Genomic DNA, 14011 nt, shown 5'->3' with positions numbered 1-14011 from the left:
TTTGTTTTTTTTTGTTTGTTTTTGCGTGTGGGAGCCCCCCGCCCCCCCCCCGCCCCCCCCCCGGGGGCGCCCCCCCCCCCCGCCCCCGGCCCGGGGGGCGGGCGCGGGGGGGCCCCCCCCCCCCCCCCCCCCCCCACGCCTTGTTGCCGGGATTGTCAGAGCCGTCCCCCACAATGGGAGTCGGATCGGGGAATCCGGATCGACAAGCAGCGACCGGCAACAACAAGCAGCGACGAGCAGGAAGGGCGGTGACCCATGACCGTATGGGACGACCTGGTCGGCCAGGACCGGGTGCAGGAGCAGCTCGGCGCCGCCGCCCGGGACGCCGATGCGCTGGTCACCGCCCACTCGGCGGGGGAGCAGGTCCCTCCGGGGTCGAAGATGACCCACGCCTGGCTGTTCACGGGGCCCCCGGGCTCGGGCCGTTCCACCGCCGCCAGAGCCTTCGCCGCCGCCCTCCAGTGCACCAGCCCCGACCGCGCCCTGGGCGGAGCACCCGGCTGCGGCTTCTGCGACGGCTGCCACACCAGCCTCATCGGTACGCACGCCGATGTCGAGGTGGTCCGTACGGACCTGCTCTCCATCGGTGTGAAGGAGACCCGCGAGCTGGTCCGCCGCGCCCAGCTCTCCCCGGCGGTCGGCCGCTGGCAGGTCATCGTCCTGGAGGACGCCGACCGCCTCACCGAGGGCGCGGGGAACGTGCTGCTGAAGGCGGTCGAGGAGCCCGCGCCCCGCACGGTGTGGCTGCTCTGCGCGCCCTCCCTCGAAGACGTGCTCCCCACCATCCGCTCCCGCTGCCGTCACCTCACGCTGCGCACGCCCCCGGTCGACGCGGTCGCCGACGTCCTGATCAGGCGCGACGGCATCGACCCGGAGCGGGCCGCGTCCGCCGCCCGGGCCACGCAGGGCCACATCGGCAGGGCCCGTCGCCTCGCCACCGACGAGCGGGCCCGCTCGCGCCGCGCCGCAGTGCTCAAGCTTCCCTTGCGGGTCGAGGACATCGGGGGCTGCCTCAAGGCCGCCCAGGAGCTGATCGACACCGCCACCGACGACGCCAAGCAGGTCTCCGAGGAGGTCGACGCCAAGGAGACGGAAGAGATGAAGGCCGCGCTCGGCGCCGCCGCCGGGGGACGGCTGCCGCGCGGCACCGCAGGCGTGATGAAGGAGCTGGAGGACCGGCAGAAGCGCCGCAAGACGCGTACGCAGCGCGACAGCCTCGATCTGGCGCTCACCGATCTGACCGGCTTCTACCGCGACGTCCTGGCCATCCAGCTGGGCTCGCGGATCGCCATCGCCAACGCGGACGCCGAGGACGCGCTCGACCGGATCGCCCGCTCCTCCACGCCCGAGGGCACCCTGCGCCGGATAGAGGCGGTGATCGCCTGCCGCCGGGCGCTGGACCGCAACGTGGCGCCGCTGCTCGCGGTGGAGGCGATGACGATGGCCCTGCGCGCGGGCTGAAACCGCGGCAGGGGCGCGGCTGCCTGCCGGGCGCCCCCGTCAGTCCGAAACCATCCGCACCTACCGAGCCCACCGAGCCCGTCCGGCGCCCACCGCCCATTCGCGAATCCGTCGTACCGGCGGCCGATCCGCACCACCCCGTTCACGATCGCTCATGCATGATCGCGCGTTCACTCGTCCGGGGAGCGAATCGGGCGAGTCGTCACAGGGCGACTACGCTCCGAGGATGAACACCAGGCGTTCGCTCCGTATCCTCGCCACCGCGCTCGGCGCCGCCGGCCTTCTCATCTCCGGCTGCACCAGCGGCAGTTCGACGAGCGCCTCGCCGTCCACATCGCCCGCGGTGTCCGCGCCGGCCGCCGTCCCCGATGCGCTCAAGCCGTACTACGCGCAGCAGCTGAAGTGGCGGGACTGCGGCGTCGAGGGATTCCAGTGCACCACCATGAGGGCCCCGCTGGACTACAAGAAGCCCGACAGCGGCGACATCAAGCTGGCCGTCTCCCGCAAGAGGGCCACCGGCCCCGGTGAGCGGATCGGGTCCCTCCTGGTGAACCCGGGCGGACCCGGCGGTTCCGCCATCGAATACCTCCAGAGCTACGCGGGCGTCGGCTACCCGGCCCAGGTCCGGGCTCGGTACGACATGGTCGCCATCGACCCGCGCGGAGTGGCCCGCAGCGAGCCCGTCGTATGTTTGACCGGTCCACAGATGGACAAGTACACCCAGGTCGACCAGACCCCGGACGACGCGGCCGAGGTCACCGATCTGGACAGCGCGTACCAGCAGTTCGCGAGCGGCTGCGAGGAGCACTCCGGCGAGATCCTGCCCCATGTCTCCACCGTCGAGACCGCCCGCGACATGGACATGCTGCGAGCCCTGCTCGGCGACGAGAAGCTGCACTACGTCGGGGCGTCGTACGGCACCTTCCTCGGTGCGACATACGCGGGGCTCTTCCCCGCCCGGGTCGGCCGTCTGGTCCTCGACGGCGCGATGGACCCGTCGCTGGACGCCGTCGAGCTGAACCGCGACCAGACCGCGGGCTTCGAGACCGCGTTCCAGGCCTTCGCCGCCGACTGCGTGAAGAAGGCGGACTGCCCGCTCGGCACCACCTCGACCGCCGATGCGGCCACCCGTCTGAAGCGGCTCTTCGCGGATCTCGACGCCCGGCCGATCGCCACCGGTGACTCCCGCAGGCTCACCGAATCCCTGGGCACCACCGGAGTCATCGCCGCCATGTACGACGAGTCGGCCTGGCCCCAGCTCCGCGAGGCCCTCACCGGCGCCCAGAAGGGCGACGGCTCCGGCCTCCTGGCCCTGTCGGACAACTACTACGAGCGCCAGCCGAACGGCACGTACGCCAACCTCATGTTCGCCAACGCCGCCGTGAACTGCCTGGACCAGCCGCCCGCCTTCGCCGACGCCGAGGCCGTCACCCGGGCCGTACCCAGTTTCGAGAAGGCCTCTCCGGTCTTCGGCAAGGCCTTCGCCTGGGCCGCCCTGAACTGCGCCGACTGGCCGGTTCCGCCCACCGGCGCCCCCCACCGCATCGAGGCGAAGGGCGCCGCCCCGATCGTGGTGGTCGGCACGACCCGCGACCCCGCCACCCCGTACGAGTGGGCCGAGTCCCTCGCCGGCCAGCTCTCCTCCGGCACCCTCCTCACCTACCAGGGCGACGGCCACACGGCGTACGGCCGCGGCAGCGACTGCATCGACACGGCGATCAACACCTACCTCCTGGAGGGCGCCCCGCCCACCGAGGGCAAGAAGTGCACCTGACCACCCCGCCTCGCCATTGACCTGCGAAAACGGCTCGGAGCGAGGCTGGTACGGAGCACCCCCGGAAACTGTGTAGACTTGGCGACGCTGCTGATCGCACCATGGTGCGACAGGGCGCGCCGCCTTAGCTCAGTTGGCCAGAGCAACGCACTCGTAATGCGTAGGTCTCGGGTTCGAATCCCGAAGGCGGCTCAGAGAAACCCCAGGACTCACTCGCCGTGACCTGGGGTTTCTTGTTTCGGATCTCGTTCTACTGCTCGTACGTGGTGCTGGCCCGGGGCCCGGGCGAGCCTTACGACGTTTCCAGTGGTGTGATGAACTCCAGCGCGCGTTGCCGTTGAAATAGCGTCCGCAGACCGGGCATTCGTTGCGGTACGAGTGTGCGCGTGAGCGCTCGACGCCGTTGAAGAACAAGGGAATGACAACGACCAGTTCTATTACCCGGAACTCCGCACCGCAGGCTGGGTGCGAGGTGCCGTAAGGCTCTCCGACTACGGCCCCGGCGAAGTCTTCTTCGGTCGCTGTCCCGGCGGCGACCCGCTTGTCGAGGGACGCCAGGTCGGTTCCGTCGCTCCAGTGCAGGTAATAGCAGAACAGCGGCCGGCCAGGAAGTAGACGAAACACGATACGGCGCATCCGGGGGTGGTCGGCGAGCAGGCGGTCCTCCAGCTCGTCGAAGCCGACGATCGGTTCGTCGGCCCCGACCAGCTCTCCTGCCGGGAAGTACTGCGTGTCCCACTTACGAAATCCCATTGCCAGCCCGCCCACGGTTCCACCTTGATCATGTTGGGGATCAGGACTTCGCTCTCGCCTGCTCCAGGCAGGCTCTGCCAGATCCCTTCGCTCGGATGGATCATGGCACGGTAGACGGGACCACCATTGGCGAAATACTTCGCGACCTCCGGGTCCGTTGTGAACGACATCACCGACCGGGGGCCGTACGCCTGCTGCATCTCCGTTCCGAACTCCGAATGGGCATGGGCGACTGAATCCGGGCTTCCCCATTCCTTAAGCGCTGCGGAACGTGCCTCCTGAGACACGCGAAGCGCATCATCGACCGAGCCGCCCTCGAAGTACGCGCGCTGGGCCGCCTCGCTCATGAGGTGGCCTGTCTCGTCCACGATGGAATTCTCCGCCATCCGGTCTGTCCCCCGGTAGACCGGGACCTTCTCCTCCGAGTATGGGGACAGGCCGAGTTGAGCCCCTTGAGACCGTCGCCGGTGCTGTCGAAGGCCGACTGGAACGCACGGAGCTTCGTGACGGTGGAGTTGAGCTTGCTCGTGCTGCCGTAGATCAGCTTGGTCTTGTCCTCGGTCTGGCCGAGGGCCATCTCGTCGACCTCGGCGCCCATCCGGTTGGCGACCGGTCCTGCTTGGCGATCTCCTCCTCGCTCGCGTGCGGGTTCCCGCCGAACAGGGAGTTGGCGCCCACCTTGAGCGTGCCCGCGATGTACTGGTCGTTCTCCCACTGGGTGCCCGCCGCCAGGCCGAGGCGGTTCGCGATCCCGCTGGCGTCGCTCACCAGGGCGCGCACTCCCCACTCCCGGCGCTCGCAGAAGTCCTCGAAGTCGACCGAGAGACCGTGGTGACCGGCCTCCATCCCGGTGATCGCCAGCGACGAGAAGCCCTTGCCCATCACCGAACCCGTGGCGCCACCGAGATCGCCGAGCTCGTCGATGGTCGCGCCCACACCCTTGGTGAACTTGGTGACGGACTCCTTGTCGAGATGCAGGTCGGCCCCGTCGCCGCTCATCGACCCGCTCCCTCTTCCGGCTCACCGGCGTCGAGGGCGACCGCGTTCGGAACGATGCCGACGACCGGCGGGAAGAACATCGCTCCGTCCTCGGTGGCGAGGCCGGCGGGCTCGCCCAGGGAAGGCACGACCTCGTCGACGATGCGCGCGCCCAGCAGCGCCGCGTAGTCCATTGCCTGATCACCGGATGCGTGAAGCCGGGCGAACCGGGCCGGCGCGGCCTCGTCGGTGAACCCGCAGATCCACCGCACCCCATCCAACCGCGCCGACCACAGGCGTTCACCGGCTGCCGGCACCAGAAGGACCGAGCGCCGCATCTCACCGACCAGCGCCCGCGGGTCACCGATTCCCCGTCTCTGCTCTGCGATTCGCTCAGCGAGCGCTCCTGAAGGCGACTCCGTGGAAAACCCGAGGTCGGGATCGGGGCCGGAATTCAGGTCGGGATCGAGGTCGGGATTCCGGCCCGGGGTGTGAAGTATCCGTGAATACTCCGTGGAAGCGATGTCGGTGGGGCCGCTTATGCTGCACCGGACGATCGCGCGGGACCAGGGGAGGGCTCGGATGCTCGGCAAGCTGTTCGGCAGGAGTGGGGAGAGACCGGCGGCGGATCCGTACGCTCTGCCCGTTCCGCGTCGGCAGAGGAACGGGATGTACACGCTGCGCGCGCTCGGTGATCAGCGGGTGCTCGGGCTGGTGGAGGCGGCCGGGGCGGGGGACTGGGAGGGGGTCAAGGCGGCGTTGGTGCCGTTCGACCTCGGGCGTGACCACCGAGTCCTGGACCAGTTGGCCGACTTGGACGGTGTGCAGGACTGGATCGGCCGTGCCGTCGAGGAGGACAAGGAGCACCGGGCGACGGCGTTGCTGATATCCGGGGCGCGTCACGTCAGCTGGGGCTGGGAGGCGCGTACGGCCGAGCGTGCGGTGAACGTCACGCAGGATCAGTGGCGGGTCTTCCACGAGCGGCTCCACATCGCCGAGGAGCAGCTGTTCGAGGCCGCCGAGTTGCGGCCGGAGTGGGTCGCGCCGTGGCACCGCCTCCTCATCTCGGGCCGCGGCATGTCGCTGGGCACCGTCGTCAACCGGACCCGTCTCGACGCCGCCCTGCGCCGTGATCCGCTGGACCTGGAGGCCCACATCGACTGGGTGTCGCAGTTGCAGCCCCGTTGGGGCGGCGAACCGGGGCAGGCCCTGGCGTTCGCCCGTGACGCGTTCGCCCGCGCCCCCGAGGGGCACCGGATCGGCTGTGTGATCGCCATGGCGCACATCGATGAATGGGTCGAGTCGGAGAGCGTGGGCTGCCTCGAAACCCCTGAGGTCCAGGCCGAGTTGAGGAACGCGGCCGATCGCAGCATTCTCCATCCCGGCTATGTGCGGAATCCGGGCTGGCAGCGGGACTTCAACATGTTCGCCATGGCCCTGTCGCTGGCCGGTGAGCGTCACACGGTCCGGCGCGTCTTCCAGGCGCTCGACGGCGCCTGCACGGAATGGCCCTGGTCCTACTTCGCGGAGCCCCAGAAGCAGTTCGCCCGCTTCCAGCGCCGCGCCTGAGCGTACGCCGGTCCCGGCTCTCGTGCCGATACCGGCTGCTGCCGGCGCCTATGCCGGGCGCACCCTGCCACCCGTCGCCCCTTTCACCCCGGACTGCCTGATGACATTGCCCGACACCGCCGCGACCCCGGCCGGCGCCGATCGCACCTTCCAGGTGGATCTGCGCGGCCTCGTCGATCTCCTCTCCCACCACCTCTACTCCAGCCCACGCGTCTACCTGCGCGAACTCCTGCAGAACGCGGTGGACGCGCTGACCGCGCGGAGCGCCCTCGCGCCGGACGCCCCCACCGGCGCCTTCGGCATCCGCCTGTACGCCGACGGTTCGGTGGTGCGTGTCGAGGACGACGGCGTCGGTCTCACCGAGGACGACGTGCACGCCTTCCTCGCCACGATCGGGCGCAGCAGCAAGCGCGCCGAGCGGATCGCAGAGCAACGCGCCGATTTCATCGGCCAGTTCGGGATCGGGCTGCTCTCCTGCTTCCTGGTCGCGGACGAGATCCACGTCCTGAGCCGCTCCGCCCGCACCCCCGACGCACACGCCGTGGAGTGGCGGGGGCGCGGCGACGGCAGCTACACCGTCCGTACCCTGCCCGCGTCCGCGCGCCCCCGGCCCGGCACCACCGTCACGCTGACGCCGCGCGCCGACACGGACGAGTGGACCCGGCCGGCGCAGGTGCACTCGCTGGCCCGGCAGTTCGGCTCCCTGCTGCGCCATCCGGTGACCTTCGACGACGGCAAGGGGCGAGCGGGCACGGCCGTCAATCCGGAGCCCGCGCCCTGGGCGCGTTCGTACCCCACGCCGGGGGCCCGCTCCCGGGCGCTGGCCGCGTACGGCGAGGAGGTCTTCGGGTTCACGCCGCTGGACACCATCGAGCTGGACCTGCCGGCCGTGGGCCTGAAGGGCATCGCGTGTGTGCTGCCCGAGGCGGTGCCGGCCGGGCGCCGCCACGGCCACCGCGTGCACGTCAAGGGCATGCTGCTGTCCGAGCAGGCCGAGGAGATCCTGCCCGAGTGGGCGTTCTTCGTCCGCTGCGTCGTCGACGCCGAGAGCCTGCGCCCGACGGCGTCCCGCGAGTCCCTGTACGAGGACGACACGCTCGCCGCCGTCCGCGACGCCCTCGCCGAGCGGCTGCGCGCGTGGATGGCGCGGGCCGCCGCCAGCGATCCGGACCTGCTCGGCCGGTTCCTCCAGGCCCACCACCTGGCCGTGAAGTCGCTCGCGGTGCACGACGACGAGATCCTGCGGATGCTGTTGCCCTGGCTGCCGTTCGAGACCACCGACGGGCACACCACTCTCGACGAGTTCGCGCGTACCCATCGCACCGTGCTCGTGACATCGAGCGTGGAGGAGTTCCGGCAGGTCGCGGCGATCGCCTCGGCCGCCGGGCTCGGCGTCGTCAACGGCGGCTACACGTACGACCGCGAACTGGTCCACCGGCTGCCCGAGATCAGGCCCGAGGTCAGCGTCGCCGACCTCGACCCGGCGACCCTCACCGCCCACCTCGACCCGGTCGACCGCGAGACGGAACTGGCCGCCGTGGCCTACCTCGCCCTGGCCCGCGACGCCCTCGCCGTCTTCGACTGCGATGTCGCGCTGCGCACCTTCCAGCCCGCCTCCGCCCCCGCCCTCCTCGTCGACAGCCGCGAGGCCCGGCACGAGCGGACCCGCTCCCGGCTCGCCCGTGAGCAGGAGGGCGGCGTGTGGGGCGACATCCTCGGCGCTCTGCGCCAGGAGGCCCCGCGGGCCCAGCTGATCCTCAACCAGCTCAATCCGCTGGTCCGCGCCGCCGTCACCATCGAAGAGCCGGAACTGGCCCGTACCAGCGCCGAAGCCCTCTACGGGCAGGCCGTGCTGCTGTCCCGGCGCCCGCTCAGGCCCGCCGAATCGAGCCTCATCAACCGCTCCTTCCTCGACCTCCTCGCCCACGCCCTCCGCAAGGACAGCTGACGATGACGACCGCACCCCAGAACACCGACGAGCTGTACCAGGCGCTCCAGGAGAACGACCGGCGCCCCTACGGCCGCGCCCGCACGGTCACCGCCGAGGAACTCGTTGATGCCGCCGAGCAGTTCGCGGAGCCCGTCCCGCTGGTCCACGCGCTCTTCGAGCTCCAGGAGGCGTACACGTACGGCTCCGAGCCCCGGAAGTCGCCCGTCGTCTTCGCCCGCCTGCTCAACCTGTTCGACGAGCAGCCCGACGTCTTCGACGAGCGCCGGCGCCACACCCTGTTCTGGCGGTTCAAGTGGGTGGCCAGCGCCCTGCGCGTGCTGCCCGAGATCCCGCTGGCCGGCCTGCGCCAGTGGCTGACGGAGATGCGGGACCGGTACGAGAAGGCCGGGCTGGGCCTTCAGCCGTACTACGGCCAGGCTTACCAGCTGGCCGCCCACATCGGCGAGGACACCACCCTCGCCTACGAGCTGTGGGCCGGCCGCTCCCGGACCCGGCTCAGCGACTGCGAGGCCTGCGAGATCTGCGAGCGCGCCCTGTATCACCTCGCGGCGGGCGACGACGAACGGGCGCTGAGCGTCTGGGAACCCGTCCTGGCCGGGACGGAATCCTGCCAGGAGGAGCCGGCCCGCTCCGTCTCGTACGCGCTGCTGCCCCTGCTGCGCGCCGGCCGCGCCGACCGGGCCCGTGAACTGCACCTCGCCGGTTACCGCAACTGCCGCCGCAACCCCTCGATGGCGGGAGAGGTGGGCCGGCACCTGGAGTTCTGCGCGCTGACCGGCAACGAGACACGCGGCCTGGAACTGCTCGCCGAGAACCGGAACCTGTTCGGCGAGGTGGACTCGCCGCTGGACCTGTTCGACTTCCTCACCGGCGTGGAGGTCCTCCTCCAGCGCGTCGAGCTCCTCGGCCACGGCGAGCTGCCCGCCGCCGGATACGCGGGCCGCAGCTGGACGGTGGCCGGACTGCGCGCCGAGGTGCGGGGCCGCGCCGACGACCTCGCCGCCCGATTCGACGCCCGTAACGGAACCACGGCCCACACCGACCGCCGCAGGGCCCGCCTCGACCGGGCCCCGCTCGTGGACGCGCTGGAACTCACCCTGCGCACCCGCGGTCTCGACGAGGTGACCCGGGCCGCCCCGGTTGCCGCACCCCCGGCCCGTACGACCGCCTCCGTTCCGGACTCTCTGCCCGAACTCATCGTTCGTGCCAGGGAGTTGGATATACAGGGGCACCCGGACGCGAAGGCGTGCTGGGGGAAGCTGCGTGCGCTCGTCGCCGCCGGCGATTACAGCCACCCCGACGACCCGGCCGTGGGGCCGCTCGCACAGCTGCGCGCGGACCTGCTGGGCGACGAGGCGAGCCGGGCGGGTGACCGGAACGAGTTCGCCGAGGCCGTCGCTCTCCAGGAGGAGGCCGCGGGCCTTTACGACGACGCCGGGCTGCCGGGCCACGCGGCGGTCGCCCGCGCCTGTGCCCTGCTCGCCGCCGCCGAGGCCCCCGCCGAGACCTCCGCCGAGACCCCCGGGGAGGGCGACGCCGCCGCCGAGGCGAAGGCCGCCGCGCTGGGCGCCGCCCATGCGTCCATGGTCCGCCTGCACGAGGAGACGGCCGGCCTCGCCCCGCACCAGGAGGCTCGTCTCCTGCGGCTGCGGGCGACCGCGCTGGGCATGCGCCTGCAGAACTCGGGGAACGAGGAGCACGTCGCGCCGGTCCTCGCCGAGGCCGACCTGCTGCACGCGCTCGCCACCCGGCACGATCTCGGCGGGCAGATCTCCCGCGCGCTGCTGATCCGGGCCACCACCCACGCCCTCTCCGGTGACCTGCCCACCGCGGTCACCGGGATCGACGGCCTTCTCGACCGGCTGAGGACGCACGGCCCCGCCTGGTACCTGCCCCACACGCTCGCCCTGCGCGGCCGGATCCACCTCGCCCTCCAGGACGCGCGGACCGCGCGGGCGGACCTGGCCGAGGGCCTGCGACTAGCCGCCGACTGGCCGGCCGACGTGGCCGAGACCGCCCGCCTTCACAGCGATCTGGCCGAGGCGTGCATGCACCTCGGCAGCCCCGACGAGGCGCTGCGGCACCTGACGCGCTCGGCGGAGCTGCAGCTGCGCGGCGGCAGCCGGACGGACGCGTACTGCGCCTACAGCAACGCGGCTCAGCTCTGCCTCGACCTGGGCCGGGTCGAGGACTGCATCGCTCTGCTCGACTCCCTCCTGGCCGAACCGGATGTCACTGCCGGGGAGGTGGACGACCGGCTCGTCGCCCAGCTGCGCCTGACCCGCGCCCGCGCGCTGCACGCGGGGGAGGACCTCAAGGTGGCCGCGGCGGAGCTCGTCGCCCTCGCGGCCGAGTCGGCCGGCTGGGAGGACGACCCGGGGAGCCATGCCATGATCGCCGCGGAGGCGGCCGTACTCCTCGGCGAGTCCGGTGAGTTCGGCCGGGCACGCGAGGCCGTGGACCAGGCGCTCGCCGCCCATGCGCGGGCCCCGCGCTACGAGCAGCTCAGCAACTGCCTGCGCGAACTCGCCCGTCTCCAGGCCGAGCAGCAGGGTCCCGACGGCCTGGCCGACGCCCTCGCCCTCCTCGCCGAGGCCGGCCGGATCGCCGACGAGGCCCGCGCCGCCGAGTACGAGGCCCGCGGCCGTTCCCTGGACACCGCCCTGGCCTACGAGCACGGGCGGGTCAATGCCTACGCCGGTGAGTACGAGGACGCACTGGCCGCCCTGGAGAAGGCCCTCACCCTGCTCGGTGAGCCGGGGACGGAGCAGGATCACGCCGGCGAGTGGGCCGAGTGCGTCCGTCTCGCGGGTGCCGTGGAGGGCATCTACCTGGAACGGCCCGCCTCCGCCCTGCCCCGCCTCGCCGCGGCGGTGTCGCGACTGAACGCCCTGGGCCACACCGAGGAGACCGAGCCGCTGACCGCCTTGGCGGCGCGGCTGCGGGACGAGGAGTGACGCCCCGCCCGTCCCTGCGCGCGTCGGACGGATGCACCAAGGGGCGGGCGGTCTGCGCGCGTCGATGCGGCGGGTGATCTGCCCGCTTCGACGCGTCGAGTGAGCCGGCCGCGTCGGTGCGCCCGGCGATCTGCCCGCGCGGTGACGGAGCAGGTCACCGGGGCGGGCAGGTGGCGCGGAGGAAGCGGGCGCCCCATTCGTGGACGTGCGCGACGAACTCCGGTGGCCCGAGGACCTCGAACTCGGCTCCCATATTGCCCAGTGCCTGGGCCGGCCAGTCGAGGGAGGCGGAGGACATGGTGAGGCGGCAGCTGGTGTCGTCGAGCGGTTCGATCGTGCCCCACTGACCGACCGTCCGCCGGATCCGCTCGGCGGGTGCGTGGACCAGGACCTCGACCCGGTACGAGGCGGGGGCGCCGCTCGTCGTCCGGACGAAGGCCGCGGCGTCATCGGCCGGGAGCGGGCGGGGCCGGAAGCGTGTGCCGGTCGCCGTCGGCCCGGTCAGCCGGTCGAGGCGGAAGCTGCGCCAGTCGTGCCGGTGCAGGTCGTAGGCGACCAGGTACCAGCGTCCGCCACTGGCGACGACGCGGTGCGGCTCGACCTCGCGCTCGGTCGGTGCCGAGCCCCTGGCCGTGTAGCCGAACCGCAGCCGTTCCTCGTCCCGGCAGGCCTGGACGATCGCGGTGAGCACCCCCGCCGCGACGACCGGCCCGGACACGGAGGCGGAGACGGTCATCGCGCCCAGGGCGTCCACCCTGGCCCGCAGCCGGGGCGGCAGGACCCGCACCACCTTGGTCAGCGCCCGCAGGGACGCCTCCTCCATCCCCGCGATCCCGCTCCGTGCGGCGTCGCCGATGCCGACCGCGAGAGCCACCGCCTCCTCGTCGTCCAGCAGCAGCGGCGGCAGTACGGCGCCGGGTGCGAGCTGGTAGCCGCCGTCCGTGCCCCGGGCGGCGCTGACCGGGTAGCCGAGCTCGCGCAGCCGGTCGATGTCGCGGCGCAGGGTCCGCTCGGACACCCCGAGCCGGCCGGCCAGTTCGAGGCCGGGCCAGTGGCGGTGGGTCTGCAGCAGCGAGAGCAGTCTGAGCGTCCGTGAGCTGGTGTTCGCCATGCCGGGATCCTCTCGCGACTTCCGGCCGGAAAGTGGCCGGAAGCCTTCCTAGAGTCGCTCCCGAAGGCCGAACCGGACCGACGTGAGGACCAGAAAATGATCACCCGTGAGATCCAGCTGGCAGCCCGGATCACCGGCATCCCCACCCCCGAGCACTTCACCGCCGCCAAGACGGAGGTGGACGGCGAGGTCCTGGTGCGGACCGACCAGGTGGGGCTCGCCGCGACGTATCTGGAGCTGATGCGGGCCGACTGCACCATCCCGGTGCCCGCCTGGGAGCCCGGCCGGCGGGTCGGGGGCGCCACCATCGGCACGGTCGTCCGGTCCGGCAGCCCCGAGCTCGCGGTCGGTGACCTGGTCCAGTCGATGACCGGCTGGAGCGAGTACTCGGCGGGCCCGGCCGCCGGGTACGTCAAGCTCGACCGCGGGCTCTTCGCCGACCCCGGATACCACCTCGGCCAGGGGCCGACCGCGTACTACGGGATGGCCGACGTGGCGGGCGTGGGCGAGGGCGACGTGGTGTTCGTCTCCGGGGCGGCGGGCGGGGTCGGCTCGCTGGCCGGGCAGATCGCCAGGTGCCTGGGGGCGGCGCGGGTGATCGGCAGCGCGGGGAGCCCGGAGAAGGTCGACTACCTGGTGAACGAGCTCGGTTACGACGCCGCGTTCGACTACCACGACGGCTCCCCGGCGGACCGGCTGAGGGAGCTCGCGCCCGACGGGATCACGGTGTTCTTCGACGTCGTGGGCGGCGAGCAGTACGACGCCGCGTTGCGGGCGGCCCGGCCCGGGGCGCGGTTCGCGCTGTGCGGCTCGCTGTCGAGCCAGCTCGGCGACGCGGCGGAGCGCTTCCCGAAGCCCGACCAGGAGGCGGCCGAGGCCAGGGGCGTGAAGCTGCTGCCGTTCTCCTGCTACCACACACCCGATCAGATCACGGCCTGGCGGGAGTGCTTCGGCACCTGGCTGGATGCGGGCTGGATCGTCTACCCGCAGACGGTGATCGAGGGCGGGATCGAGGACGTGCCGGCGGCGTTCCTGGCCCTCCTCCAGGGCTCCTACCGGGGCAATGTGTCGGTGCGGCTGTCGTGACCACGCTCTCCCTCCGGGCCCTGAACCGGGCGTTGATGGACCGCCAGTTCCTGCTGGCCCGTACCGATCGCACCGTGCTGGAGGTGATCGGGCGGCTGGTCGCGCTCCAGGCACAGGAGCCCAACTGGGCATACGTGGGGCTGTGGAGCAGGATCCACGGCTTCACGCAGCCGCAGCTCAGGAGGCGGAGCGGCTGCTGCCGTTCGTGGGAGGCACGGCGGTGCACTGCGGCGAGGCAGCGGTGAGCCGGTCGTCCTGAGCCCCGCCGCCGGCGATACGTCGACAGGGCGGCCGCGGTCGCTGTCCGTGCGCCCCAGCCGCCGCGGGCCTAGGCTGCTTGTGGAGTTCTGTTCCCTCGTGACGGGAGTCGG

At 72.0% G+C, this 14011-nt stretch carries 10 protein-coding genes, 1 tRNA gene and 2 pseudogenes; 8 read left to right on the top strand and 5 right to left on the bottom strand.

Features of this window, described 5'->3' with window-relative positions:
• Window positions 1-255: 255 nt before the first annotated feature.
• From ACIRJP_RS29445 to ACIRJP_RS29435, 3 genes are all read left to right on the top strand, one after another.
• A complete protein-coding gene (locus tag ACIRJP_RS29445) occupies window positions 256-1461 on the top strand; it encodes a DNA polymerase III subunit delta' (protein WP_266731810.1) in 1206 nt (401 codons plus the stop codon).
• A gap of 226 nt (window positions 1462-1687) precedes the next feature.
• Window positions 1688-3235 carry an alpha/beta hydrolase gene (locus ACIRJP_RS29440; protein WP_404180399.1) on the top strand — a complete coding sequence of 516 codons (1548 nt, stop codon included), beginning with the start codon at window positions 1688-1690 and terminating at the stop codon, window positions 3233-3235.
• Between the two features lie 118 nt (window positions 3236-3353).
• Window positions 3354-3427: transfer RNA gene (locus ACIRJP_RS29435), tRNA-Thr, on the top strand.
• Between the two features lie 299 nt (window positions 3428-3726).
• Here ACIRJP_RS29435 and ACIRJP_RS29430 read toward each other — a convergent pair.
• The 4 genes and pseudogenes from ACIRJP_RS29430 to ACIRJP_RS29415 all read right to left on the bottom strand — a co-directional run bounded on the left by ACIRJP_RS29430 (window position 3727) and on the right by ACIRJP_RS29415 (window position 5304).
• Window positions 3727-4356 (bottom strand): hypothetical protein, encoded by a 630-nt coding sequence (locus ACIRJP_RS29430; protein ID WP_404180396.1) that lies wholly within the window; start codon window positions 4354-4356, stop codon window positions 3727-3729.
• Window positions 4357-4424: 68 nt separating this feature from the next.
• Window positions 4425-4610 (bottom strand): annotated as a pseudogene (locus tag ACIRJP_RS29425) (putative T7SS-secreted protein); the annotation flags it as partial.
• A pseudogene (locus tag ACIRJP_RS29420) lies at window positions 4583-4987 on the bottom strand (hypothetical protein); the annotation flags it as partial. The pseudogenes ACIRJP_RS29425 and ACIRJP_RS29420, both read right to left, overlap by 28 nt.
• Window positions 4984-5304, bottom strand: coding sequence for an SseB family protein (locus ACIRJP_RS29415; protein ID WP_404180393.1), 321 nt, complete (start codon window positions 5302-5304; stop codon window positions 4984-4986). The pseudogene ACIRJP_RS29420 and the gene ACIRJP_RS29415, both read right to left, overlap by 4 nt.
• 244 nt (window positions 5305-5548) lie before the next feature.
• On the opposite strand from ACIRJP_RS29415, the gene ACIRJP_RS29410 reads away from it, so the two are divergent.
• From ACIRJP_RS29410 to ACIRJP_RS29400, 3 genes are all read left to right on the top strand, one after another.
• Window positions 5549-6535 carry a hypothetical protein gene (locus ACIRJP_RS29410; RefSeq protein ID WP_404180390.1) on the top strand — a complete coding sequence of 329 codons (987 nt, stop codon included), beginning with the start codon at window positions 5549-5551 and terminating at the stop codon, window positions 6533-6535.
• A gap of 100 nt (window positions 6536-6635) precedes the next feature.
• On the top strand, window positions 6636-8483 hold the full coding sequence (locus ACIRJP_RS29405) for an HSP90 family protein (RefSeq protein ID WP_404180387.1): 1848 nt from the start codon (window positions 6636-6638) through the stop codon (window positions 8481-8483).
• Between the two features lie 2 nt (window positions 8484-8485).
• Window positions 8486-11443: a hypothetical protein gene (locus tag ACIRJP_RS29400; protein ID WP_404180384.1), complete on the top strand. Its 2958-nt coding sequence runs from the start codon at window positions 8486-8488 to the stop codon at window positions 11441-11443.
• Between the two features lie 154 nt (window positions 11444-11597).
• Here the strand turns inward: ACIRJP_RS29400 and ACIRJP_RS29395 are convergent, their stop codons facing one another.
• The gene (locus tag ACIRJP_RS29395) at window positions 11598-12554 is read right to left on the bottom strand and encodes a helix-turn-helix transcriptional regulator (protein WP_404180381.1); all 957 of its coding nucleotides are present in this window, start codon (window positions 12552-12554) and stop codon (window positions 11598-11600) included.
• 96 nt (window positions 12555-12650) lie between these two features.
• Here ACIRJP_RS29395 and ACIRJP_RS29390 point away from each other — a divergent pair, with 96 nt between their 5' ends.
• Together ACIRJP_RS29390 and ACIRJP_RS29385 are read left to right on the top strand one after the other, a co-directional pair.
• Window positions 12651-13640: an MDR family NADP-dependent oxidoreductase gene (locus ACIRJP_RS29390; protein WP_404180378.1), complete on the top strand. Its 990-nt coding sequence runs from the start codon at window positions 12651-12653 to the stop codon at window positions 13638-13640.
• On the top strand, window positions 13637-13885 hold the full coding sequence (locus ACIRJP_RS29385) for a DNA glycosylase AlkZ-like family protein (RefSeq protein WP_404180375.1): 249 nt from the start codon (window positions 13637-13639) through the stop codon (window positions 13883-13885). The genes ACIRJP_RS29390 and ACIRJP_RS29385 overlap by 4 nt, the downstream gene beginning before the upstream one ends.
• The last annotated feature ends 126 nt before the right edge of the window (window positions 13886-14011 follow it).

This window comes from Streptomyces sp. NPDC102437 (assembly GCF_044765565.1).
GTDB lineage: Bacteria > Actinomycetota > Actinomycetes > Streptomycetales > Streptomycetaceae > Streptomyces.
Note: the sequence above shows the minus strand (reverse complement) of the source record. Positions and strands in the feature narration are given on the sequence as shown.